This is a genomic window from Mycobacterium sp. URHD0025 (assembly GCF_000426065.1).
Taxonomy (GTDB): Bacteria; Actinomycetota; Actinomycetes; order Mycobacteriales; family Mycobacteriaceae; genus Mycobacterium.
The window spans coordinates 113,884-137,213 of sequence record NZ_AUEQ01000013.1 but is presented as its reverse complement, the minus strand read 5'-3'; the positions used below and the strand labels follow the sequence as shown (position 1 = coordinate 137,213).

Sequence of the window (23,330 nt, the reverse complement as noted above, 5' to 3'; positions counted from 1 at the left end):
AGGTGGAAAACGACGCGGCGATCGCGGCAGCAGCCCCGAGCTAGCCGGCGAACCGGCCCGTGATCGGGGGCAGGTCCTTGAGCGTGACGATTCCGGGCGGCGCGGCCACCACGGCGGGCACCGCGTTGGTGACCGGCAGCGCGGTGTAGATCATGCCCAGGCCCATGAAGCCGGGCTCGGTCCAGTCCTTGGGCGGCAGGCAGTGCAGCACCGTGCGCATGTTGGGCAGCCCGAACACCTGGATGACGTGGCCGTGCTCAAGCGGTTTCGGCGGGGTGACGTGATCGCCCATGGTCCAGTTGAATCCGACGCTGACGACGTTCTTGTCGCCTACCCAGCCTCGGTGATAGCCGTACACGCTGCCCACGGTGCCCTTGGGGATCTCCATGAAACCCAAATCGGAATCGCCGGTCGCGGCGGTGAATTGCACGTCGAAGGTCATGCGGTCCAGCTTGGCGCCGATGGCGTCGGCCATCATCGCCGCGGATTCGGCGAACACCTCGCTCTCGCGGCGCACGCTCTCGGCCAGTCCAGGGGTGTCCGGATCCTGACCGAAGCCCATCGCGCTCTGGGTGCCTGCCGATTCGTAGGTCGAGCAGTCCACCGACTCGGTGATCCGAATTTCGTCGACCCGCTCGCAGGACCCGGACAACACCATGCCGACCATGTTGGTCATACCCGGATGGGCGCCGCTGCCGAAGATAGTGGAATTGCCTGTCTCGCAAGCCTTTCGGATCCGGTCGAGATCCTCCTGAGTCTGCTTGCCACCGGTGATCCAGGCAGCGGTGGAGCAGACGTTGACCCCGGCCTCCAGCAGTGCGACGAGCTCGTCGATGTTGGGCCACAACGGGTTGTAACAGCAGGCATCCGGCTTGAGCGCGATCAGATCGTCGATGCTGTTGGTTGCTCGAACTCCGGTGGGCTCGGGCCGGCCGGCCAGCTCGGCCGCGTCGACGCCCACCTTGTCCGCACCGTGGGCATAGACACCGACCAGTTCCATGTCGTCGCGGCCGATGATCGCGTGCAGCGAGCGCCGCCCGATGTTGCCCGTGGTCCACTGGATGACCCGGATCGGCCTGTCCGCTGCGGTCATGTTCGCCTCCGTCACTGAGCCCTGCGCTGGACCCTAGACACTATCGGGGACTTGTTCACCCGCGGTAGGGCCCCGGTTCGTCCTGGCGGCAGCCACGCCGGCGTCGCACAATCGAATTGCGGGGCGAGTTCGTCCCGCGGACGCCATGGATCGAGGTCGGATCATGGACATGCTCTATGCACTCGCATCGGGGGGCGTCGCCGCTATCGCCCTGCTCTGGGTCGGAGTGAACAACCTCCGCGTGGTCAGGCAGTACGAGCGGGGCGTGGTCTTCCGGTTCGGCCGGGTCAGGGAAGACGTCCGGCAGCCGGGTCTGACGATGCTCATCCCCGTCGCCGACCGGCTGCAGAAGGTCAACATGCAGATCATCACGATGCCGGTGCCCGCACAGGACGGCATCACCCGCGACAACGTCACGGTCCGGGTCGATGCGGTCATCTACTTCAACGTGATCGACCCAGTGCGGGCCGTGGTCGACGTCCAGGACTACATGTCGGCCATCGGGCAGGTGGCGCAGACCTCTCTGCGGTCGATCATCGGCAAGAGCAACCTGGACGATCTGCTGTCCAACCGGGAACGGCTCAATCAGGGTCTCGAACTACTCATCGACAACCCTGCGGTGGGCTGGGGAATTCACCTCGACCGCGTCGAGATCAAGGATGTCGTGCTGCCGGATTCGATGAAGCGGTCGATCGCACGCCAGGCCGAGGCGGAGCGCGAACGACGGGCCCGCGTCATCACCGCCGACGGCGAGCTGCAGGCGTCCGAAAAGCTCGCTGCGGCCGCCGATGTGATGGCGGCCGAGCCGGCGGCTTTGCAGCTGCGGCTGTTGGAGACGGTCGTCGAGGTGGCCGCGGAGAAGAACTCCACCGTGGTGCTTCCGTTCCCGGTGGAATTGCTGCGTTACCTGGAACGCGCGACGCCCCAGCAGCCCTCCGCGGGCGGGGCGGGATAGGTGATCCACAGCACGAGATTCATCCACAGCGGGCCCGCACGGAGCGGTCGCGAACCGGGAAACGTCGCGCCCCGCACCTACCGTCGCGGGCATGGGTACCGAATTGTCGGTGGAGCGGCTCCGTCGCCTGGGTGGTGGCGGAGTGGCCGGCGGGGAGCAAGGCGACGCCGAGGGCGATGACAGCCCGGACCGCGACACCGCATCCGAAAGTGCGCTGTCGAGATGGCTGCCCGATACGGCTCCTGGGGACAGGCGGGGTTGGTTGGCTGCGGTCCGTGCCGATCCCGGGCGCGCCGGGGCGCTGGCGCTGGCCGGTGTCGGAGTACTGGCGATATTGGTCACCGTACTCGCCCTGATCCGGCAGCAACCGCCGCCGGTCGCCTCGGCGAATCTTCCACCGGTACAGATGGTTTCGTCGGCCGCGCCCACTCCGCCCGGCAACACGCCCGCGGGGCCGGTGGTGGTCAGCGTGGTCGGACTGGTCCACAAACCGGGCCTGGTGACCCTGCAGCCCGGGGCGCGCATCGCCGACGCGCTGGAGAGCGCCGGCGGGCCGCTGGATGGTGCTGACCTGATCGGGTTGAACATGGCCAGGCGGGTCGGTGACGGCGAGCAGATCGTTGTCGGTATCGAGGCGCCGCCGGGGCAACCGGCGACCATGGGCAGCTCGGTCGCCGGCCAGGCTCAGGCCGCCGGGGAACGCGGTGGCCCGGCGTCTCCTGCCTCCGGCGCCCCGGCGGGTCCGGTGGACCTCAACACCGCGACCGTCGACGACCTCGACGCACTTCCCGGCGTCGGCCCGGTGACCGCTGAGGCGATCGTGGCCTGGCGGTCCGCTCACGGCCGGTTCGACAGCGTCGATCAGCTCGGCGACGTCGACGGGATCGGCCCGGCGCGGCTGGAGAAGCTGCGTGAGCTGGTCCGGGCGTGACGGTCCGGGCAGGGCCGGCTCGGGCACGGTCGGCTCGGGCAGGCAGGAGTCGGACACTGACGGGCCGGCCGGCGATGAGTGGATCGAGGGGCAGCCCCTGGACCTACGTATCGTCCCGGCGGCCCTGACCGCGTGGTCGGTGTCGGCGGCCGGAATCGTGTGGAATCCCGGGGCCTCGGTCGCTGTCGGCCTCGCCGCTGTGGGGTTGACCTGGCTGGCTGCGCGGTGCGGCGGCAGGTATCGCACGGATCCCCAACCGATCGCGGCCGCGGTTCTGGCGGTGGCGGCGGTGGCAGCCGGTTTTTCCGTGGCGATCGGACTACGCGTGCATCAGGTCGAGCATCATCCGGTCGTCCGGCTCTATGGTGCCCATGCGAATGTCGAGGTGGTACCGGGCGAAACGCCGCGCGTTGTGAACGGCGGTCGGCTGATGTTCCGCGCGACTCTGCGACGGGTCGATCAGGTGCCGATGTCGGGCCGGGTCCTGGTGTTCGGCCCGTCGTCGTTCGGTCAGGCCGGTCCCGGTCGCCCGGTGCGGTTTCGGGCGGCCGTGCGACATCCGAACCGCAAGGACCTCAGCGTCGCGGTACTGGCGGCTTCTGGGGAACCGTCGCTGGGGGATTCTTCAGCCGTGCAGCGGGTCGCCGCGCGGATACGTTCGAGCTTCGCGGAGGCCGCGCGCACGGTGCTGCCCGCCGATCAGGCCGCCATGCTGCCCGCGTTGGTGCTCGGCGACACCTCGGCGGTCACCGGTACGACTACGGCGCAATTCCGCACAGCGGGCCTGACACACCTGACCGCGGTGTCGGGGGCCAACGTGACGATCGTCTGTGGCGCGCTGTTGCTCAGCGCCGCGTTGCTCGGGCCGAGGGCGGCCGTGCTGCTCGCCGCCGCCGGGCTGGTCGGCTTCGTCATCGTCGTGCAGCCCTCGGCCAGTGTGTTGCGTGCCGCGGTGATGGGCGCGGTGACACTGCTGGCGGTGCTGACCCATCGGCGCCGGCAAGCCGTGCCTGCGCTGGCGGCCAGCGTGATCGCGTTGATCATCGCGGCGCCCGAACTCGCGGTCGATGTCGGGTTCGCGTTGTCGGTATGCGCGACCGCAGGCATCGTCGTCCTGGCCCCGGTGTGGTCGGCCCGGCTGCGGCGCCGGGGTTGGCCGCGCCCGGTCGCGGCGGCGGTGAGCGTCGCGGTGGTGGCCCAATTGGTCACCGCCCCACTGGTGGCCGGGATCTCGGGAACCGTCAGCCTGGTGGCGGTGGCCGCCAACCTCGCGGTGGCCGGGGTGATTCCGCCGATCACGGTGCTCGGCACAGCAGCTGCCGTGTGTTCGGCCGTCTGGCCGGGCGGGGCACAGCTGCTGATCCGGTTCACCGGGCCCGAGCTGTGGTGGCTGCTTTCGGTGGCCCGGTGGGCTTCGGCATTGCCCGCGGCCGCGCTGCCATCACCCTCGGGAGTGGCCGGTGTCGTGTCGGTGGCGCTGGGAGGCGTGGCGTTGACAGTGCTGTGGCGGCTGCGTTGGCTGCGTCGTGGACTGGCCGTGCTGGTGTTCGGTCTGTTGGCCTGGGCGCTGGCGGGCCAGGTGGTCGGAGCTGTCGGGTCGGCGTGACACGATCATCGGTGTGAGTCAACAGATCGACGGTCTGCACCTGGTCCTGGGTGATGAGGAACTCCTGGTCGAACGAGCCGTGGGCTCGGTGCTGCGGGCACTGCGTCAGCAGGCCGGATCGGACGACGTCCCGTTGGACCGGATGCGCGCCGGCGAGGTCAGCACCAGCGAGCTGGCCGAGCTGCTGAGTCCGTCGTTGTTCGCCGAGGAACGCTTGGTGGTGCTGGAGGCCGCCGCCGAGGCGGGCAAGGATGCTGTGGCCCTGATCGCCTCGGCCGCAGCCGATCTGCCGCCGGGCACAGTGCTGGTCGTCATCCACTCCGGCGGCGGGCGGGCCAAGGCGTTGGCAGATCAACTGAAAAAGCTTGGCGCACAAGTGCATCCGTGTGCCCGTATCACCAAGCCGGCCGAGCGCGCGGATTTCGTGCGGGCCGAGTTCCGCACACTGCGGGCCAAGGTGTCCGACGACACGGTCACCGCGGTGCTCGACGCGGTCGGATCGAACATCCGCGAGCTCGCCGCGGTGTGCTCACAGCTGGTGGCCGACACCGCCGGGCAGGTGGACGCGATTGCGGTGCGCCGCTATCACAGCGGCAAGGCGGAGGTGAAGGGCTTCGATATCGCGGACAAGGCCGTCACCGGAGACGTCGCGGGCGCCGCCGAAGCGCTGAGGTGGGCGATGCTGGCCGGCGAACCACAGGTGGTGTTGGCCGACGCGCTGGCCGAGGCTGTGCACACGATCGCACGGGTCGGTCCGCTGTCGGGAGATCCGTACCGGCTGGCCGGTGAACTGGGGATGCCGCCGTGGCGGGTGCAGAAGGCGCAGAAGCAGGCCCGCAGATGGTCACGCGACTCGGTGGCCGAGGCCATGCGGGTGGTCGCCACCCTCAATGCAGACGTAAAGGGCGCAGCGGCGGATGCCGACTACGCCCTCGAGACAGCGGTACGCCGGGTGGCGGAACTCGCCACCCGGTGAACCGGATGAACTACTGAAGGATCAGAGCTTGTTCAGGGCCAGGGCCAGAGCCGACTTCTTGTTGGCGGCCTGGTTGGCGTGGATGACGCCCTTGCTGGCGGCCTTGTCGAGCTTGCGGCTGGTCGACACCAGCAACTCGGCGGCCTTGTCCTTCTCGCCCGCGTCGACGGCCTCGCGGAAGCTACGCACAGCCGTACGCAGCGACGACTTCACCGACTGGTTCCGCAGCCGACGACGCTCGTTGGTGAGGATGCGCTTTTCCTGCGACTTGATGTTGGCCACGTAAAAATTCCTTCGTAGTTCTCTAGCTGGGGTTACCGAAGTCTGGGTGCGCACACCCGCACTGCGGGCAGCGACTGTTCAGGGTACCAGCGAGACATCTGAACTCCCAAAATGGCGCTGCCGAATCGTCGGCCTCCGATGCCTGGTCCTTCCGTCCGCATACCACCTCGACCGCCCTTTGGCCTGCCGAAACGCGCTACTCCGTTGACCCGGCGAAACACGGCCCGGTGCGGCAGCATGGGGAGGGTGAGCCTGAGATCCGTCCGTAGCCCAGCAGCCGAACCGAACGGGTCGAGGCCGGCCGGGCAGCGCGCCGCTTCGACGCGGCGTGCCGAACATCAGGGCATCTTCGGCGGCTACAACCGCCTGGGCAGGTACTCGGAGGCGTTCGACGAGATGTTCGACGGCTCTGGCAACGTACGCGGCCCGTACAAGGGCATCTTCGCCGAGCTTGCTCCGTCCGACGCCTCCGAACTGCAATCGCGGTCGGATGCGCTGGGCCGAGCATTCATCGATCAGGGGATCACGTTCTCGCTGTCCGGCCAGGAGCGGCCGTTTCCGCTCGATCTGGTGCCGCGGGTGATCTCCGCCGCGGAATGGTCCCGGCTGGAACGCGGCATCACCCAACGGGTCAAGGCGCTGGAGTGCTACCTCGACGACATCTACGGCGAGCAGGAGATCTTGCGCGACGGCGTGATCCCGCGCCGCCTGGTCACCTCCTGCGAACACTTCCACCGTGAAGCCGCCGGCATCGTGCCGCCCAACGGCGTGCGCATCCACGTCGCCGGTATCGACCTCATTCGCGACGACAAGGGCGACTTCCGGGTGCTCGAGGACAACCTGCGATCGCCGTCGGGGGTGTCCTACGTGATGGAGAACCGGCGCACCATGGCGCGTGTCTTCCCGAACCTGTTCGCCACTCATCGGGTGCGCGCGGTCGGCGACTACGCGTCGCATCTGCTGCGTGCGCTGCGCAACGCGGCGCCCACCAACGTCGCCGACCCCACCGTCGTGGTGCTCACCCCCGGGGTCTACAACTCGGCCTACTTCGAACACTCGCTGCTGGCCCGGCAGATGGGCGTCGAGCTGGTCGAGGGCCGCGACCTGTTCTGCCGCGACAACGCCGTCTACATGCGCACCACCGAGGGCGAGCGGCAGGTCGACGTGATCTACCGCCGCATCGATGACGCCTACCTGGACCCGATGCAGTTCCGTCCGGACTCGGTGCTCGGGGTGGCCGGGCTGCTCAATGCGGCCAGGGCCGGAAACGTCGTGATCTCCAGCGCGGTGGGCAATGGGGTCGGGGACGACAAGCTCGTCTACACCTACGTGCCGACCATCATCGAGTACTACCTGGGAGAGAAGCCGATCCTGGCCAACGTCGACACGTACCGCTGTTGGTTGGACGCCGAACGGGAGGAAGTGCTCGACCGAATCGACGAACTGGTCATCAAACCGGTGGAGGGCTCGGGCGGCTACGGCATCGTTTTCGGTCCGGACGCCTCGGCCAAGGAATTGACCACGATCAGCAAGAAGATCCGCAACGATCCGCGCGGCTGGATCGCCCAACCGGTGATGCAGCTGTCCACCGTGCCCACCCAGATCGGGAACACACTGGCGCCCCGGCACGTAGACCTGCGCCCGTTCGCGGTCAACGACGGCAACGACGTCTGGGTGCTGCCCGGTGGCCTGACCCGGGTGGCGCTGCCGGAAGGGTCGCTGGTGGTGAACTCGAGCCAGGGCGGCGGTTCGAAGGACACCTGGGTGCTCGCATCGCGAACGTCGGCGGCCGACCGCGAGTTGGCCGCGGCAGAGGTGGTGAGGTCCCTGCCCGAGGCCGTGAAAGGGCCCAAAGGCGATGGCGCGCCCGATGGTTCGTCCCAACAACAGCAATAGGAGGGGGTGCGCGTAGATGCTGGCACGCAATGCCGAGTCGTTGTACTGGATCGGACGTTATGTGGAACGGGCCGACGACACCGCACGCATCCTCGATGTCACGGTGCATCAGTTGTTGGAGGACTCCAGCGTCGATCCGGATGTCGCCTCGCGGACCCTGTTGCGGGTGCTCGGCCTCGAGCCGCCCGAGCAGCGTCTCGATATGTGGTCGTTGACAGATATCGTGGCCTTCAGCCGGGACGGCAGCGGTATCTCGATCGTCGATTCGATATCGGCGGCGCGCGAGAATGCCCGGGGCGCACGGGAAGTCACCTCGACCGAGATCTGGGAGTGTCTCAACACCACGTACAACGCGCTCGCCGAGCGTGAACGTGCGGCCAAACGCCTTGGGCCGCATGAGTTTCTGTCGTATGTCGAAGGGCGCGCGGCCATGTTCGCCGGGCTGGCCGATTCGACCCTGAGTCGCGACGACGGCTACCGGTTCATGTTGTTGGGTCGCGCGATCGAGCGGGTTGACATGATGGTCCGGCTGCTGTTGTCGCGGGTCGGTGACAGCGCGTCGTCGCCGGCCTGGGTCACATTGCTGCGTTCAGCCGGCGCGCACGACACCTATCTGCGCACCTACCGCGGCGTGCTCGACGCCGGCCGCGTGGTCGAATTCATGTTGCTGGACCGGTTGTTTCCCCGGTCGATCTTTTTCTCGCTGCGGTTGGCCGAAATCAGTCTCGACGAGGTGCTCAACCGTCCGCACGACCGGCTGGGCGCCACTGCCGAGGCGCAGCGGCTGTTGGGCCGGGCCCGCAGCGAGCTCGAGTTCCTGCCGCCTGGCGCGCTGCTGGAATCCCTGGACACCCGGCTGGCCGGCTTGCAGAAAACCTGCCGGGATGTCGGAGAAGCATTGGCGCTGCAGTACTTCCACTCCGCGCCGTGGGTCGCCTGGACCGATGCCGGGCGCGGGGACGTGGTTGTGATCGAGGAGGGCGAGGTCTAGATGTGGCGGCTACGGGTGGTGCACTCCACCGGGTATGCGTACAAGTCGGCGGTGACCGCGTCCTTCAACGAGGCCCGGCTGACGCCTCGGTCGGACTCGCGTCAGAACGTGATCCTCAACCGGGTCGAGACCGTGCCGGCCACGCGGTCCTATCGCTATGTGGACTATTGGGGGACGGCGGTGACGGCGTTCGACTTGCACGCCCCACACACCGAATTGGAGGTCTCCGGGTCCTCGGTGGTCGAGACCGACGTCGCCGAGAAACCCGAAGAGCTGGCGAGCTGGGAGGACTTGCGCTCCGAGGCCGTGATCGACCGGTTCGACGAGGTGATCAGCCCCACGCACTACACCCCGCGCAGCAAGCGGATCACGCGGGTGGGTCAGCAGATCGCCAAGGATCACGATCCGTTCGACGCGGTGATGGCGGTGGCGCAGTGGGTCCGCAGCGAGCTCGACTACGTGCCGGGTACCACCGGGGTGCACTCCTCGGGGCTCGATGCCCTGCGTGAAGGTAAGGGCGTGTGTCAGGACTTCGCCCATCTCTCGCTGATCATGTTGCGGTCCATGGGGATTCCGGCCCGATACGTGTCGGGCTACCTGCATCCGACGCATGAGGCGGGTGTGGGGGACACGATCGACGGGCAGAGCCACGCGTGGATTCAGGCGTGGACCGGCGGGTGGTGGCACTACGACCCGACCAACGACAGCGAGATCACCGAGCAGTACGTCAGCGTCGGGGTGGGCCGGGATTATTCTGATGTGGCCCCGCTCAAGGGAATCTATTCGGGTGAGGGTTCGACCGATCTCGATGTGGTCGTGGAGATCACCCGCTTGGCTTGACGCGCCCGCCTGGGCGGCCCAGATTGCGGAAGCCCGGATGCACGTGTGGGGTGAGGCCCTGTTGCTCGGCGAGTATTTGCAGCAGCGCGTGGAGATCGCCGCGTTGCTTGGCGTTCAGCCCGGCGGTGATCCCCTCATCGTGGCGGCGCGCCAACTCGCCGATGCGGCGTAGCGCCTTCTTGCCTGCGGCGCTGAGGAACAACGCGTGCAGGCGCCGGTCGTCGGGGTTGCGCCGCCGCTCGACGTAGCCACGCTCCTCCAGATCGTCGACGTAGCTGACGACTCGACTCGGTAGCAGGCCCAGTTGGGTGCTCAGCGACTGCTGGCTGAGCCCGGGTTGAGATCCGATGGCACGCAGGATGCCGGCGTGGGGCGGAGTGAGCTCGATGGTCGCCATCTGCTCGGCGAACTGGGTGGCGGCGCGGTGGCCGAGTTGTGCCAACAGAAATGCCACGGTGTCGGGTCGCCCATTTTCCACGCTCAGACCGTATCACGGAGAAATCGTTCAAAATAAAAAACGTTCAGGCAGTTGAGTTCGACGTCGTCCGCGCATATCGTTCAACTCATGAATGATTCAGCAGAGAATCGAATGCGTTCCGTCCGGCCGACCGGCCGGCAAGGGGGACCACCCCTGGCCCCGGTGGCCGCCGTCTCACTGGCGCTATTGCTGGCCGGGTTGGCCGTCGGTGTGGCGCTGGGCGGCGTGATGCCGCTGCCGTACGGCGAGGCGGCCGAGATTCTTCGGTACATCCACGGCAACCACACCGCGGTGCAGGCCAGTGCGGTGGGCACGTTCGCGGCATCGGTGCCGCTGGCGATCTACGCCGCGACCGTCAGTACCCGCCTGAGGCAACTCGGTGTGACGGCGCCCGGCGCCACGATCGCCCTGGCCGGCGGCATCCTCGCGGCCGGGTCGCTCGCCCTGTCCGGGCTGATCTGCTGGACCATGTCCCGGGCCGAAGTGGTTGTCGCCGACGGGCTGATCCGTGCGCTGTACTACCTGGTGTTCCTCACCGGAGGGGTGGGACACATCGTGGCACTTGGCTTGCTGCTCGCGGGAATTGCGGTTCCCAGTCTCGTGCTCGGCCTGTTGCCGCGGTGGTTGGCCTGGACCGGCCTGGCGATCGCCGTACTCGCGGAACTGGCCACGTTGGTGTTGATCTGGCCCGAATCGGCGGTGATCCTGCCGGTCGCGCGGTTCACCGGCCTCATCTGGCTGATCGTGGCCGGCGCCCTGCTGCCGGCGCGCCGGGCTGCCCGGAGCCGGTCGTGAAGCTCAGTATCAGTGTCACGAACTATTCGTGGCCGGAGCCGATCCACGAGCGGTTGGCCTCGCTTGCGGCCTTTCTCGACGGCACCGCGGTGGACACCGTGTGGGTGGCCGATCACCTCCTGCAGGCCGATCCCGCCAGTGTGACCGACGAGCCGATGTTGGAGGCGTACACCGCGCTCGGCTATCTCGCCGCGGCGACGAGCCGGATCCGGTTGGGCACCATGGTGTCAGCAGCCACGTTCCGAGCGCCTGCGCTCTTGGTCAAGGCGGTGACGACGCTCGACGTCCTCTCCCACGGCCGCGCCTGGCTGGGCCTGGGCGCGGGCTACAACGCGGCCGAGGCAACTGCGATGGGGCTTTTCCTGCCCGACACCGAGGAGCGGTTCGAGCGGATGACCGAACTGCTGCAGTTGGCCTACCACATGTGGCGTGGTGACGAATCCGCTTTCCTGGGGCAACATTTGACACTTGAACGGCCGATCTGCCGGCCGCGCCCCGTCACGGTGCCGCATCCTCCGGTGTTGATCGGCGGAACCGGTGAGCGCCGCACTCTGCGGCTCGTCGCACAGTACGGCGATGCCTGCAACCTGTTCGACGTGCCCGACGGCGGTCGAGCCATCCGCCGTCAGCTCGAGGTACTGGACCGGCATTGCGCCGACGTCGGACGACCGTCCGAGGCGGTGCACCGCACGGTGACCAGCGCCCTGCAACCCGGCGAAACCGTCGCGCAGCTGGTCGGACGTTGCCAGGACCTCGCCGAGCTCGGTCTGCAGCACGTCGTGCTGATCACCCGCGGACGTCCCTGGGCCGGTGCGGATCTCGACGTGGCGGCCGGGGCGGCCGATCAGCTGCGCGATCGAGCGCACACCCCGGGATGAACCTCGACCCGGTGCAGGTCGTCGCCGAGTTCGATCTGGCGGTCGAACACCGAGGTGGCCAAGTCGCGCCAATCGTCCTCTGTGCCCGCGGCGATCGCGGGCACGTAGTGGGTGAGGATCAGGATCCCGACGCCCGCGCGGGTGGCGGTGGCCGCCGCCTCCTGCACCGAGGAGTGATAGTCGCAGATGTCGCGGATCCGTTGCTGCGGAAGCATTTCGATCAGATCCTTGCGGATCGCCGTGTGTACCAGGGCTCCCGCGCCGGCGGCCAGCGCATCGAGGCCGGGGCACGGCACGGTGTCGCCGGCCGCCACCACGGAGGCCCCGCTGTGTTCGATCCTGAAGGCGATGGTCGGCGTCACCGGACGGTGATCGGTGGGTGCCACCCGGATCTGCACCCCGCCTCGGTCCCACACCACCGCATCGGTGTGCTCGTGGACTTCCACCCTCGGCGGGCCCGTGAGGTCGGCATGGTGGGCGATGCGGTAGCCGATGTCGTGTCCGAATGCCCGCAGCGTCGCGTCGACCACCTCGGCGGTTCCGGGCGGCCCGATGATCGGCAGGGGCCCAGGCTCCGGGGCGAAGGTGCTCACCCAGCGGGTGATGATCACATCGCCGAGGTCGGCGATGTGATCGCTGTGCAGATGCGTGAGCAGCAGTGCGCTGAGCTGGTTGGCGCCGGCGCCGGCGGCGGCCAGACGCTGCAGTACGCCGCGGCCGCAGTCGATGAGAAACATCTGGTCGCCGGCGCGCGCCAGGGTTGAGGGCCCGGCCCGCTCCGGATCAGGGATCGGGCTACCGGTGCCGAGCAGCGTGACCTCGATCATGGCCCCATTCCTACTCCGTCCCGGCCCGAACAGGCGTGGCTTCTTTCGTACTGACCGTCTCGGCTCTAGCCTGGTGTGAGGTGGATCACGATCGGAGGCTGCCGATGCGAATCGCGGACGTGCTGAAAAACAAGGGCACGGCGGTGGTGACGATTTCGCCGGAGACCACGGTGACCGAACTGTTGGCCGGGCTGACCGAGCTGAACATCGGCGCCATGGTGGTGATGGGCCCCGGTGGACTGGCCGGCATCGTGTCGGAACGTGATGTGGTGCGCAAGCTGCACGAGCGGGGCAGCAGCCTGTTGGCGCAGCCGGTGTCGGAGATCATGACCACGGTCGTGGCGACCTGTACTCCGCGTGACACCGTGGACCACCTCAGCGCGCTGATGACCGAGAACCGGGTGCGCCACATCCCGGTGCTCGACGGCGGGCGACTCGCCGGCATCGTCAGCATCGGTGACATCGTCAAGACCCGGATGGAAGAACTGGAGGCCGAGCAGGAACAGCTGCAGGCCTACATCACCCAGGGCCGCTGAGCCGCTTTGGCAGTAGCGACGGTGTCATCAGTCGAAGACGCCGGAGATCTTCATGATCAACAGGACACCGACCGCGACGAACACCGCGATCAACAGCATCAACCCGATGATCGCGCTCACCGAGGTGGGGGTGTACTTGTGGCGCGGTCGCGGTTCGGGTTCGCCCAACCCTGAAGTCTGCGCCGAATCCGGTGGTGTGGCCCCTGGAGCGACACCACCACCTGGTTCCAGATCGGGTATCTCGGCCGGGTCGGGATCGGGTGGGAGCGCGGTCATGGGCGTGGAATACCCGCTCACACCGATTCAACGCTCGGCGCAGTGCTGTCGCGGCCACGCGGGGTGCGCATGTGCCATCGTGGGCTGGTGGCACTCGTCGACGTCCAACCCGCCCGCAGATCCGACATCAAAGAGCTTGCCGGTGTCCTGGGGCGCGCGTTCTATGACGACCCGGTGATGGTGTGGATGTTGCCCGAGCCCGCCCGCCGAAAACGCGGGCTGGCCCGGATGTTCGCGACCATGACCCGTCACCATTTCCTGGCCGGCGGGGGCTGCGAGGTGGCGGCGCGGAAGAGCGTCATCGAGGCTGCGGCGCTGTGGGACCCGCCGGGGCACTGGCGGCAGACCGGGCTGCAGGAATTGCTGATGATGCCCGGCTTCGCGCGCGCGTTCGGTCGCCGGGCGGCCCGGGGGCAGCAGGTCGCGTCGTTGATGAAGCAGCATCACCCCGAGGAGCCGCACTGGTATCTGGCGGTGATCGGTAGCGATCCCACGGTGCGCGGCGGTGGTTTTGGGCATGCACTGATGCAGTCGCGACTCGATCGGGTGGATGCCGAGCATGCGCCGGCCTATCTGGAGTCGAGCAATCCCGACAACGTTCCGTATTACCTGCGTTTCGGGTTCGAAGTCACGGGCGAGATCGTGCTGCCAGATGGTGGCCCCACGATGACGCCGATGTGGCGGGCACCGCGCTGACCGCTGAGCGGGTCAGCTCCAGGAGTATTCGGCGCGCAGCCGCACGGCGATCGCCTCGAATCGGTGGCGGTCCAGGATCGCGCCTTCGCGACGGATGCCTTCCTCGGGGACATCGAGCACGCGGTCCAGCCGGACCCAGCTCGGTCTGCCGTCGTAGTCCCAGGTGCCGGTGCCGATGGCGATCCAGTCCGGATCGTCGCGGTGGTAATCCTGGCTGGACAGCATCAATCCCAGCAGGGTGCGGTGATCGCGGCCCACCACCAGGACCGGACGGTCTTTGCCCTGCGTCGGATCGTCCTCATAGACCACCCAGGTCCAGACGATCTCGCCGGGATCGGCCTGCCCGTCCAGGTCAGGGGAGTAGATGATCTTGCGGGCCCGGTGCGCGGTGGGCACGCTGTGCTTCGATACCGGCCGGCCGGCGGTGATCGCCTGCGGCGGCGGGGCGGCCGCGCCGGCGAGGACGCCCAGGCCCAGCCTGATGCCCTGCTGAAGGCCCTGTTGGATACCCTGCTGCACGGTCCGCGGGACGTTGTCGGTGGTTTGTAACTGGCGCACGAACTTCGGCGCCTCGTTGAACACCAGGTTCTGGGCGCCATCCACTACGCCCTTGAGAACCTGTTGGAACGCCTTCCGCTGCGACGCCATGTTGTCGAGCATATGCGAGCGGACCCCTGGCGATTGTGTCGTGACGGTGCCGGCTCGATACCCTTGAGGGGCACAGCACGTGCCGCACACCCACGCTCATCAGGAGATTCCCATCAGCAGCTTCGCCGACAAGACGTTCACTGCGCCGGCGCAGATCAGGAACTTCTGCATCATCGCCCATATCGACCACGGCAAATCGACGCTGGCCGACCGGATGCTCGGCATCACCGGCGTGGTCGCCGACCGGGACATGCGGGCCCAGTACCTCGACCGCATGGACATCGAGCGCGAACGCGGCATCACCATCAAGGCCCAGAACGTGCGCCTTCCTTGGCAGGTCGGCGGCGAAGACTTCGTTCTGCACCTGATCGACACCCCCGGCCACGTCGACTTCACCTACGAGGTGTCCCGCGCGCTGGAGGCGTGCGAGGGGGCGGTGCTGCTGGTCGACGCCGCCCAGGGCATCGAGGCGCAGACGCTGGCCAACCTGTACCTGGCGCTCGACCGGGATCTCACGATCATCCCGGTGCTCAACAAGATCGATCTGCCCGCCGCCGATCCCGACCGCTATGCCGGTGAGATCGCGCACATCATCGGGTGCGAGCCGTCGGATGTGCTGCGGGTGTCGGGCAAGACCGGCGAGGGCGTCCGCGAATTGCTCGACGAGGTCGTCCGGTTGATCCCGCCGCCGGTCGGTGACGCCGATGCGCCGGCCCGCGCGATGATCTTCGATTCGGTCTACGACATCTACCGCGGCGTCGTGACGTACGTCAGGGTTGTCGACGGCAAGCTGAACCCGCGCGAAAAGATCGCGATGATGTCCACCGGTGCCACCCACGAACTGCTCGAGGTCGGCATCGTCTCTCCCGAACCGAAGGCCAGCGACGGTCTCGGTGTCGGAGAGGTCGGCTATCTCATCACGGGTGTCAAGGACGTTCGTCAGTCCAAGGTCGGGGACACCGTGACGACGGCACGCAAGGGTGCCACCGAGGCGTTGACCGGTTACCGGGAGCCCCGGCCGATGGTCTACTCCGGCCTCTACCCGGTGGACGGCTCGGACTATCCGGTACTGCGCGAGGCGCTGGACAAGCTCCAGCTCAATGATGCTGCCCTGACGTACGAGCCGGAGACGTCGGTGGCGCTGGGCTTCGGGTTCCGCTGCGGTTTCCTCGGGTTGCTGCACATGGAGATCACCCGTGAACGTCTGGAACGCGAGTTCAATCTCGACCTGATCTCCACCGCACCCAACGTCGTGTACCGGGTCGTCAAAGACGACGGGTCGGAAATCGTGGTGACCAACCCGTCGGATTGGCCCGAAGGCAAGGTCCGCGAAGTCCACGAGCCGGTGGTCAAGACCACCGTCATCGCGCCCAGCGAGTTCATCGGCACCATCATGGAGCTGTGCCAGTCCCGGCGCGGTGAGCTCGGCGGCATGGACTACCTCTCGCCCGAACGCGTCGAGCTGCGCTACACCATGCCCTTGGGCGAGATCATCTTCGACTTCTTCGACTCGCTGAAATCGCGCACGCGCGGTTACGCCAGCCTGGACTATGAGGAGGCCGGCGAGCAGCAGGCCGATCTGGTCAAGGTCGACATCCTGCTACAGGGCGAGGCCGTGGACGCGTTCAGCGCCATCGTGCACAAGGATTCGGCCGCCGCCTACGGCAACAAGATGACCACCAAGCTCAAGGAGCTCATCCCACGCCAGCAGTTCGAGGTTCCGGTTCAGGCCGCGATCGGCGCGAAAATCATTGCCCGCGAGAATATCCGGGCCATCCGCAAGGACGTACTGTCCAAGTGCTACGGCGGTGACATCACCCGTAAGCGCAAGCTGCTGGAGAAGCAGAAAGAGGGCAAGAAGCGCATGAAGACCATCGGTCGCGTGGAAGTCCCTCAGGAGGCGTTCGTGGCGGCACTGTCCACCGATGCGGCCGCGGACAAGCCGAAGAAATAGCTTCTGCACGAGTGGCCAGTTAGAGCACGCAGATCGCGAAGAAGCGTGTCACAACTGGCCACTCAGCTCGTCAGTGGGGTGATTTGGTCGCGCTGAGCGCAACCCTCGGCCCGGGCCGGTGCGGATCGTAGTGTCGGCGCAGTGCCCAGAGAACTGCACCTGCTCGCTTTCGGCAATACCCGCTCTACCGGGCCGTGGCGCCATCCCGACATCGACAACAGCACCGCCGGGGTGCGCCGGCGGCTGATCAGCCATGCGCAGACGGCCGAGGCCGGTACCTTCGACGCGCTGTTCTTCGCCGACGGCCTGAACTACGGCCCGCCGGCGACCTGGCCGTACAAGATCACCGAAGACTTCGAGCCGCTGACCGCGACGGCCGCACTGTCCTCGGTCACCGACCGGATCGGCCTGGTGGTCACCGGATCGGCCACGCTCGCGCATCCGTATCACCTTGCCCGTCAACTGCTTTCACTTGACCACCTCAGTGGTGGCAGGACCGGCTGGAACCTGGTCACCAGCTTCGCGCAGGCCGCCGCCGACAACTTCAGCGCCCGAGGGGTGGTGGCGCACGACGAGCGCTACCGGATTGCCGAGGAGGCGCTCGAGGTGGTGCGCAAGCTGTGGGACGGCTGGGGCGAGGATACGATAGTCGAGGACCGGGATGCGGGAATCTTCAACGACATCAACAAAATTCAACCGACCAACCATCACGGGAACTACTTCGATGTGGCCGGTCCACTGGGCGCGGCCCGGTCGGCGCAAGGGCAGCCGGTGATCTTCCAGGCCGGCTCCTCGCAGACCGGACGGGGTTTCGCGGCGCGGCACGCCGAGGTGATCTTCACCAGTCATGGAAACCGCACGCGGGCACAGGATTTCTACACCCAGATCCACGAGGAGTCGCGGCGGTCAGGCCGGGCGACGCCGCCACTGATCACGCCCTCGTTGCGCTACATCATCGGTTCCACCGAGGAGGAAGCCAGGAGGGCCCAGCAGCAGGAGTATGAGTACTTCAGCCCGCAGTACCAGGCGGGTTGGCTGCTCGAGGTGGACGTCGACGTCACCGGTGCCGACCTGGACGGTCCCGTACCGGAATCAGCGTTCCCCACCCACACCGAGACCCACCAGACCGCGTTGGTCGGCTACCGGCTGCTGGCCACGGAGGGAAACCCGACGGTGCGAGAGTTCCTGTACCGCACCGTCAACGGCTGGGGAGCCGCCGTGGTGGGCACGCCCGAGCAGATCGCCGACGAGATCGAGCAGTGGTTCTCCGCGGGCGCCGCCGACGGGTTCGTATTGCGCGACTCCGGGTTGCCGGGCCAGCACGAGCTTTTCGTCGAGCAGGTGGTGCCCGTGCTGCGCAAACGCGGGCTGTTCCGCCACGAGTATGCCGGCACGACACTGCGATCCCATCTCGGGCTCGACGTACCGCAGCGGCAGCTGTCATGACCGAACCGTATGTGCTGTCGGCGTTCACCATGTCGACGGTGTCGCACGGCAATTTCGGACTGTGGCGTCATCCACAGGACCGCACCGCCGACTACACCGACGTCAGGTACTGGGTCGAGCTGGCGAAGCTGCTCGATGACGGTGGATTCGACGTGCTGTTCATCGCCGATGCGGTCGGGCAGAGCGACGTGTTCGGCGGTGATGCCAGCGCCGCGCTGGCGCGAGCCGTGCAGACACCGGTGACCGATCCGCTGTTGGCGGTGTCGGCGATGGCCGCGGCGACCCACCGGTTGGGGTTCGGCATCACGGTCTCGACCACCTACGAGAGCCCCTACCTGCTGGCACGCAAGTTCAGCACACTGGACCACCTCACTGGCGGCCGGATCGGCTGGAACATCGTCACGTCGCTGCTGGACAGTGCGGCGCGCAACATCATCGGCCGCGACCGGCAGATCCCGCACGACGAGCGGTACGCGATGGCGCAGGAATTCCTGGAGGTGACCTACAAGCTCTGGGAAGGCTCGTGGGAGTCGGGCGCGGTGCTGCGCGACGCCGAGCGCGGGGTCTACACCGACCCGGCCAAGGTCCACGACATCGGCCATCACGGCCGGTACTTCACGGTGCCGGGGGCGCACCTGGTCGAACCTTCGCCGCAACGCACTCCGGTGCTGTTCCAGGCAGGCACGTCTCCGGCCGGCCGGGAGTTCGCCTCCCGCAACGCGGAACTGGTGTTCGTCAGCGATCCGCGGCCCGAGGTGCTGCGCAGCCACATCGAGGACATCCGGCGCCGGGCAGCCGGGCACGGCCGCGACCCTCAATCGTTGAAGTTCATCACCTCGGTGGAGATCGTCACGGACAGTACCGATTCCGCGGCCCAAGCCAAGGCGCGCGAACTCGCCGCCTTCCACGACCTGGAAGGCGGGCTGGTTCTGTTGTCCGCGCTGTCCGGTGTGGACTGGTCGACGTATGGTGTTGATCGTCCGATCGGGCAGTTCGACACCGACGCCAGCCGGTCCATCCTGGCCTCGGTCACCGATTCCGGTGCCCGTGAGCGCCTGACGTTGCGGGATTACGTGGGAGGACTGGGCGGGTTCGGCGGCGAGTTGTTCGTCGGGTCGGCCGCCACCGTGGCCGATGCTCTGGACACGTATGCCCAGTGGACCGGGGTGGACGGGTTCAACATCGCCTATCACGTCACGCCCGGCAGCTTCGCCGATGTGGCGGAATACCTGATCCCCGAACTGCGCCGGCGTGGTCGCGCCCGCGAGGCTTCGGATCCGACCACGTTGCGGCAGAAGTTGTTCGGCGGTGACGACGGATTACTACCTGGCGGCCACCCCGGCGCCGCATTCCGCAGGAATTCCGTTCATTCGCAATAGAATCCCGCCGATTCCATAGCTGACGGCGCGAATCCCATTGCGGCAGTGTGGCAATACACACCGACATGTCAACCACCCGTACCGGTTCGCGGACGGGAGGCGTCGCGGTCAGAAAGGGACATTGCCGTGACTACAACAGACGATCCGAAGGCCCACCCGACCACGGGGGCTGCAGGCCGCACGCTGATCTCGGCGGAATCGACGGGGCTGGAATCCGGGGCACTGGGTCCGTGGGGCGTCTTCGCCCAGGGCCTCGCGGCCGCCGCGCCCAGTGTGGCTCTGGCCGTGGTGCCGTTCTCGCTGTTCGTGGCGGCGGGCAAGGGTGCGGCGTGGGCCGCGGTGATCGGCCTGTCCATCGTGGTGCTGGTCGCCATCACGATCAGTTTCCAGGCCAGGCGCACGGTGTCATCCGGATCGCTGGGCACCTACACGGGTAACGGTCTTGGCCCCGGCTTCGCTTTCGCCGCCGGGTTCAGCCTGTTGTTCGGCTACATCGGTTTCGCGACCACCGGCACCCTCGGCGGCGTGCTCTATCTCGATGCGTTCCTGGAGTCGATCGGCCTTGGTTCCCAGGCGGTCTGGTTCCGCCTGCTTCTGGTGATCGTGGTGGTCGGTGTCGCGGTGTACCTGCCCTACCGCGGCGTTTCACTGGCCGCCAGATACGAACTGGCCTTCGAATTGCTGGCCATCGCGTCGATCCTGGTGATCATCGTGGCGTCCTACATCGGTTACGGGTTCCGGATCGACTGGGAGCAGTGGAACCCCCAGCACCTCGGCTCGAGCGCGACGTTCATCGCGGCCGTCACCGCGGTGGGTTCCTATGCCGGCTTTGAAAGCGTCGCCTCGCTGGGGGCCGAGGCCAAGGACGCGCACCGCAACATCGCCAGATCTCTACTGCGCGTGGTGCTCCTGATCGGTGCCCTCTACATCTTCGCGACCTACCCGCAGATCCTGCATTTCGGCGAGATCGACGGTGACAAGGCGGTGCTGCCGCAACTGGCGACGAGCGTCGGGGTGGAGTGGGTGAACCAGATCGTCAGCGGGGCCGTCGCCATCGCCTTCATCGTGTTCGTCACCGCGGTCACCGCCGCGGCGGCACGCTCGCTGTTCACGTTCGCCCATGAAGGTGCGTTGCCGCACGTCTTCACCAAGGTGCACCCGGCCTACAAGACACCCTGGGCAGGAGTGGTTTTCGTCGGGCTCCTGGCGCTGGCATTCTCGGTCACGGCCACGTTCAGCTCCGCGGGCCGGCTGGTGTTCGATGTCTATGGCGGCTATGTGGCCAACTGGGGCTTCCTGGTGAGTTACCTGCTGGTCGTGATCGCGACGCCGATCTGGCTGCGCAAGATCGGCGCGTTGACTCCGGTGCGGGCCGCGGTTGCTGTCGCAGCCACCGTCGGTCTTGGCTATGTGATCGTCAGCAACTTCTACCCGGTGCCCGAGTTCCCGTTCAACATCCTGCCTTTCGTGTTCGGCGCCATCCTGCTGGCCGGCCTGTCGTGGTACTGGTACCTCAAGCGGACCAAGCCTGAGGTCGCCAACCGGATCGGCACCATTCAGAGTGTCTCGCCCGAGGAACAGCAGCGCCTGCTCGATGCGGGAGTGACGCCGTGACGCTGACAGCGGACACGTTGACCGCGGTGGCAGAGGTGACCGGTTGGGCCGTCGCCGAGGTAACTCCGCGACACCACCCACTGATCGCCGACTTCCTGGCCACCTCCCCCGGGCTCGGTGGACGCAAATTCGCCGCCGATTCACGGGATGTGGCCGAACAGTTGGCCGGGGTATATCCCGGTTCTGCCGTCGTTCTGCTAGACGACGCCGATGCAGTGGCCGGATACGCCGCCCTGCACCGACCTGACGGTGCGGAACCAGAGGTGCTGGGCAACTTCGTGTTCGGCCCGCACGCCCCGGCCGAGGCGGTGCGGGCGATCGTCGGCGACAGCGTCGCGCAGTTCGGCCGGGTCGCTGTCCCGGGTGCGTACCTGCGGGTTTACATCGGCGCCGAGCAGGCGGTGGTGATCGACGCCCTGACCCAACGCGGCGCACGCCGGGAACGAGAGTTCGTCGCCACCAGAAAATCGTTGCGCGAGGAGGATCCGGTCGCACTGGCGGCCGCACAGATCGACGGAATCCGGGTGCTGTCGTGGCCCGAGGTGATCTCGGGCGGATTCGCCGAACAGGTTCGCCAGGTGCAGTTCGACACGTTCAGTGAGCACTTCGGGAACATGTCGAAAACCCCGCAACGCTGGGAGCATCATCTGGCCAGCCGCACATTCACCCCGGATTTCAGCCTGGCCGCTATTGACGACGACGATGTCGTGGTCGGCTACGTCCTGGGTTCCACCTACATCTCGGGTACCGGCGCAGACGAGATCCGCAGTGCGCATACCGATTACATCGGCGTGCGCCGTGATCGTCGAAAGGCTGGAACAGGGGAGCTGCTGCTGCGCAAGATCTGGCTGGCGGCACTGCGCCGCGGGCTCACCGACGCCTCGCTCGGCACCGACATCAACAACGCCAGCAATGCCCATGTGCTGTATCGCCGGCTGGGATACCGCAGGGTCCGCGACGAATACGCATATCGAATCGATGCCGCCGGGAGGTCGGAATGACAAGAGACAACACCTATCTGAAGCGCCCCACCGGCTATGACGCCGAACTGCGCTCGGTGTTCGGGCCGATCTTCGAGCGGATCGCCGAGGGGAACCGAGAGCGTGAGGCAGACCGGGTGTTCCCCCATGAGCAGGTGCGCTGGCTGAGCGACGCCGGCTTCGGCACCTTGCGTATCTCGGCAGAGCAGGGCGGTTTCGGTGCGTCGCTGGAGCAGACGTTCCTGTTGCTGGCCGAGCTGGGAGCGGCGGATCCGAATGTCGCTCACATCTGGCGCAACCACCTGGCCTTTGTCGAGGACCGGCTCAACGCCCGGGTGTCGGAGGACAACAACACCTGGATCAAGCGTTTCCTGGCAGGCGAATTCGTCGGTGGCGGCTGGACGGAAGCCAACAATGTCACGTTGGCTAATCTGGCCACCACGGTCACGGCCGAAGACGATCACTGGTTGGTTTCCGGGGCGAAATACTATGCCACCGGCAGTCTTTACGCCGATTGGCTGGATGTGCTCGGCCGCGGTGACGATGGTGAGCTGTGGACGGCGCTGGTCCGCGCCGACGATCCGGGGGTGACCCTGACTGATGACTGGCGAGGATTCGGTCAACGCACCACCGCGAGCGGTTCGGCGCACTACGAACGGGCCCGGGCCGAGCAGGGCAATGTGTTTCCGGCTGCGGAACGGTTCAGCTACCAGGCGCACTTCTATCAGATCGCGATGCTCGCCGTGCTCACCGGCATCACCAAGGCCGCTCAGCGGGATGCTTCGGCAGCGCTCAAGGACCGCAAGCGCAATTACCCTCAGGGCCTGGCCGAGGTGCCCGCCGATGATCCGCAACTGCTGCAGGTCATCGGTGAGCTTTCGGCGGAGGCCTTCGGCGCGGAGGCAGCGCTGGGCGCCGCCGCGCGAACCCTCGACCGCATCGTGACCGGCCGTCTGGCCGGCGGTGAGGACCATGCGCGTGAGCTGTTGATCGACGCCGAGGTCGCGGTGACGCAGGCGCAACTGGTGATCATCGGTGCCGCATTACGGTCCACCACGCGACTGTTCGATGCGCTTGGTGCCTCCGGAGTGTCCGAAGGCCTTGGGCTGGACCGGCATTGGCGAAACGCTCGCACCCTTGCGTCGCACAACCCTGTGGTATACAAGGCGCGCATCCTCGGCGACTGGTTCATCAACGGCAAAGATCCGGTGGCCGATCTGGTGTCACGGGGACGTGGCGGCCAGGGCAACTGA

At 67.1% G+C, this 23,330-nt stretch carries 23 protein-coding genes; 17 read left to right on the top strand and 6 right to left on the bottom strand.

Annotated features, from left to right (window positions below; all coding sequences use genetic code 11):
• Positions 1-40: 40 nt before the first annotated feature.
• Positions 41-1,093 (bottom strand): NAD(P)H-dependent amine dehydrogenase family protein, encoded by a 1,053-nt coding sequence (locus tag H977_RS0120950; RefSeq protein ID WP_029109705.1) that lies wholly within the window; start codon positions 1,091-1,093, stop codon positions 41-43.
• 163 nt (positions 1,094-1,256) lie between these two features.
• Here H977_RS0120950 and H977_RS0120945 point away from each other — a divergent pair, with 163 nt between their 5' ends.
• The 4 genes from H977_RS0120945 (at position 1,257) to holA (ending at position 5,561) form a co-directional block, all read left to right on the top strand.
• Positions 1,257-2,048, top strand: coding sequence for an SPFH domain-containing protein (locus tag H977_RS0120945; RefSeq protein ID WP_029109704.1), 792 nt, complete (start codon positions 1,257-1,259; stop codon positions 2,046-2,048).
• Positions 2,049-2,139: 91 nt separating this feature from the next.
• The gene (locus H977_RS0120940) at positions 2,140-2,979 is read left to right on the top strand and encodes a ComEA family DNA-binding protein (RefSeq protein WP_029109703.1); all 840 of its coding nucleotides are present in this window, start codon (positions 2,140-2,142) and stop codon (positions 2,977-2,979) included.
• Positions 2,980-3,061: 82 nt separating this feature from the next.
• Positions 3,062-4,585 (top strand): ComEC/Rec2 family competence protein, encoded by a 1,524-nt coding sequence (locus tag H977_RS0120935; protein WP_029109702.1) that lies wholly within the window; start codon positions 3,062-3,064, stop codon positions 4,583-4,585.
• Positions 4,586-4,610: 25 nt separating this feature from the next.
• On the top strand, positions 4,611-5,561 hold the full coding sequence (gene holA, locus H977_RS0120930) for a DNA polymerase III subunit delta (protein ID WP_196808293.1): 951 nt from the start codon (positions 4,611-4,613) through the stop codon (positions 5,559-5,561).
• Between the two features lie 21 nt (positions 5,562-5,582).
• Here holA and rpsT read toward each other — a convergent pair whose 3' ends face one another.
• Complete coding sequence (gene rpsT / locus H977_RS0120925; protein ID WP_029109700.1) at positions 5,583-5,843, bottom strand: 30S ribosomal protein S20; 261 nt, start codon at positions 5,841-5,843, stop codon at positions 5,583-5,585.
• Between the two features lie 237 nt (positions 5,844-6,080).
• Here rpsT and H977_RS0120920 point away from each other — a divergent pair, with 237 nt between their 5' ends.
• The 3 genes from H977_RS0120920 to H977_RS0120910 are packed head-to-tail and all read left to right on the top strand — an operon-like array spanning position 6,081 to position 9,570.
• Positions 6,081-7,739, top strand: coding sequence for a circularly permuted type 2 ATP-grasp protein (locus H977_RS0120920; RefSeq protein ID WP_231396022.1), 1,659 nt, complete (start codon positions 6,081-6,083; stop codon positions 7,737-7,739).
• Between the two features lie 16 nt (positions 7,740-7,755).
• A complete protein-coding gene (locus H977_RS0120915) occupies positions 7,756-8,730 on the top strand; it encodes an alpha-E domain-containing protein (protein WP_029109698.1) in 975 nt (324 codons plus the stop codon).
• A complete protein-coding gene (locus H977_RS0120910) occupies positions 8,731-9,570 on the top strand; it encodes a transglutaminase family protein (protein WP_029109697.1) in 840 nt (279 codons plus the stop codon).
• Here the strand turns inward: H977_RS0120910 and H977_RS0120905 are convergent.
• A complete protein-coding gene (locus H977_RS0120905; RefSeq protein ID WP_029109696.1) occupies positions 9,554-10,048 on the bottom strand; it encodes a MarR family winged helix-turn-helix transcriptional regulator in 495 nt (164 codons plus the stop codon). The genes H977_RS0120910 and H977_RS0120905 overlap by 17 nt on opposite strands.
• A gap of 87 nt (positions 10,049-10,135) precedes the next feature.
• Between H977_RS0120905 and H977_RS33595 the strand changes: the two genes are divergently transcribed.
• Together H977_RS33595 and H977_RS0120895 are read left to right on the top strand one after the other, a co-directional pair.
• Positions 10,136-10,843, top strand: a complete 708-nt coding sequence (locus H977_RS33595; protein ID WP_196808284.1) for a hypothetical protein — start codon at positions 10,136-10,138, stop codon at positions 10,841-10,843.
• On the top strand, positions 10,840-11,721 hold the full coding sequence (locus tag H977_RS0120895) for a TIGR03560 family F420-dependent LLM class oxidoreductase (RefSeq protein WP_029109694.1): 882 nt from the start codon (positions 10,840-10,842) through the stop codon (positions 11,719-11,721). Before H977_RS33595 ends, H977_RS0120895 begins: the two co-directional genes overlap by 4 nt.
• On the opposite strand, the gene H977_RS0120890 is transcribed toward H977_RS0120895, so the two are convergent.
• Positions 11,688-12,548, bottom strand: a complete 861-nt coding sequence (locus tag H977_RS0120890) for a ribonuclease Z (RefSeq protein WP_029109693.1) — start codon at positions 12,546-12,548, stop codon at positions 11,688-11,690. The two genes, H977_RS0120895 and H977_RS0120890, sit on opposite strands and share 34 nt — an antisense overlap.
• 104 nt (positions 12,549-12,652) lie before the next feature.
• On the opposite strand from H977_RS0120890, the gene H977_RS0120885 reads away from it, so the two are divergent.
• Positions 12,653-13,084, top strand: a complete 432-nt coding sequence (locus H977_RS0120885) for a CBS domain-containing protein (protein ID WP_029109692.1) — start codon at positions 12,653-12,655, stop codon at positions 13,082-13,084.
• Between the two features lie 27 nt (positions 13,085-13,111).
• Here the strand turns inward: H977_RS0120885 and H977_RS0120880 are convergent, their stop codons facing one another.
• Positions 13,112-13,360 carry a DUF6480 family protein gene (locus H977_RS0120880; RefSeq protein ID WP_029109691.1) on the bottom strand — a complete coding sequence of 83 codons (249 nt, stop codon included), beginning with the start codon at positions 13,358-13,360 and terminating at the stop codon, positions 13,112-13,114.
• An 87-nt stretch (positions 13,361-13,447) separates the two neighbouring features.
• Between H977_RS0120880 and H977_RS0120875 the strand changes: the two genes are divergently transcribed.
• The gene (locus tag H977_RS0120875) at positions 13,448-14,056 is read left to right on the top strand and encodes a GNAT family N-acetyltransferase (protein WP_231396021.1); all 609 of its coding nucleotides are present in this window, start codon (positions 13,448-13,450) and stop codon (positions 14,054-14,056) included.
• A 12-nt stretch (positions 14,057-14,068) separates the two neighbouring features.
• On the opposite strand, the gene H977_RS0120870 is transcribed toward H977_RS0120875, so the two are convergent.
• Positions 14,069-14,704, bottom strand: a complete 636-nt coding sequence (locus H977_RS0120870; RefSeq protein WP_029109689.1) for a type II toxin-antitoxin system PemK/MazF family toxin — start codon at positions 14,702-14,704, stop codon at positions 14,069-14,071.
• A gap of 79 nt (positions 14,705-14,783) precedes the next feature.
• Between H977_RS0120870 and lepA the strand changes: the two genes are divergently transcribed.
• The 6 genes from lepA to H977_RS0120840 all read left to right on the top strand — a co-directional run bounded on the left by lepA (position 14,784) and on the right by H977_RS0120840 (position 23,330).
• Positions 14,784-16,658: a translation elongation factor 4 gene (gene lepA, locus H977_RS0120865; protein ID WP_029109688.1), complete on the top strand. Its 1,875-nt coding sequence runs from the start codon at positions 14,784-14,786 to the stop codon at positions 16,656-16,658.
• 141 nt (positions 16,659-16,799) lie between these two features.
• Complete coding sequence (locus tag H977_RS0120860) at positions 16,800-18,104, top strand: NtaA/DmoA family FMN-dependent monooxygenase (RefSeq protein ID WP_029109687.1); 1,305 nt, start codon at positions 16,800-16,802, stop codon at positions 18,102-18,104.
• Complete coding sequence (locus H977_RS0120855) at positions 18,101-19,483, top strand: LLM class flavin-dependent oxidoreductase (RefSeq protein WP_029109686.1); 1,383 nt, start codon at positions 18,101-18,103, stop codon at positions 19,481-19,483. The genes H977_RS0120860 and H977_RS0120855 overlap by 4 nt, the downstream gene beginning before the upstream one ends.
• Before the next feature lie 126 nt (positions 19,484-19,609).
• On the top strand, positions 19,610-21,097 hold the full coding sequence (locus H977_RS0120850; RefSeq protein ID WP_029109685.1) for an APC family permease: 1,488 nt from the start codon (positions 19,610-19,612) through the stop codon (positions 21,095-21,097).
• Positions 21,094-22,098: a GNAT family N-acetyltransferase gene (locus H977_RS0120845; RefSeq protein ID WP_081681793.1), complete on the top strand. Its 1,005-nt coding sequence runs from the start codon at positions 21,094-21,096 to the stop codon at positions 22,096-22,098. Before H977_RS0120850 ends, H977_RS0120845 begins: the two co-directional genes overlap by 4 nt.
• Positions 22,095-23,330 carry an acyl-CoA dehydrogenase family protein gene (locus tag H977_RS0120840; protein ID WP_029109683.1) on the top strand — a complete coding sequence of 412 codons (1,236 nt, stop codon included), beginning with the start codon at positions 22,095-22,097 and terminating at the stop codon, positions 23,328-23,330. The genes H977_RS0120845 and H977_RS0120840 overlap by 4 nt, the downstream gene beginning before the upstream one ends.

Bases quoted from the DNA above. Each gene is read 5' to 3' on its own strand.
- H977_RS0120855 (WP_029109686.1), top strand. From the start codon at position 18,101: ATGACCGAACCGTATGTGCTGTCGGCGTTCACCATGTCGACGGTGTCG.
- H977_RS0120950 (WP_029109705.1), bottom strand. From the start codon at position 1,093: ATGACCGCAGCGGACAGGCCGATCCGGGTCATCCAGTGGACCACGGGC.
- H977_RS0120915 (WP_029109698.1), top strand. From the start codon at position 7,756: ATGCTGGCACGCAATGCCGAGTCGTTGTACTGGATCGGACGTTATGTG.
- H977_RS0120885 (WP_029109692.1), top strand. From the start codon at position 12,653: ATGCGAATCGCGGACGTGCTGAAAAACAAGGGCACGGCGGTGGTGACG.
- H977_RS0120945 (WP_029109704.1), top strand. From the start codon at position 1,257: ATGGACATGCTCTATGCACTCGCATCGGGGGGCGTCGCCGCTATCGCC.
- H977_RS0120880 (WP_029109691.1), bottom strand. From the start codon at position 13,360: ATGACCGCGCTCCCACCCGATCCCGACCCGGCCGAGATACCCGATCTG.
- H977_RS0120840 (WP_029109683.1), top strand. From the start codon at position 22,095: ATGACAAGAGACAACACCTATCTGAAGCGCCCCACCGGCTATGACGCC.
- H977_RS33595 (WP_196808284.1), top strand. From the start codon at position 10,136: ATGAATGATTCAGCAGAGAATCGAATGCGTTCCGTCCGGCCGACCGGC.
- H977_RS0120890 (WP_029109693.1), bottom strand. From the start codon at position 12,548: ATGATCGAGGTCACGCTGCTCGGCACCGGTAGCCCGATCCCTGATCCG.
- H977_RS0120940 (WP_029109703.1), top strand. From the start codon at position 2,140: ATGGGTACCGAATTGTCGGTGGAGCGGCTCCGTCGCCTGGGTGGTGGC.
- H977_RS0120870 (WP_029109689.1), bottom strand. From the start codon at position 14,704: ATGGCGTCGCAGCGGAAGGCGTTCCAACAGGTTCTCAAGGGCGTAGTG.
- H977_RS0120910 (WP_029109697.1), top strand. From the start codon at position 8,731: ATGTGGCGGCTACGGGTGGTGCACTCCACCGGGTATGCGTACAAGTCG.
- H977_RS0120920 (WP_231396022.1), top strand. From the start codon at position 6,081: ATGGGGAGGGTGAGCCTGAGATCCGTCCGTAGCCCAGCAGCCGAACCG.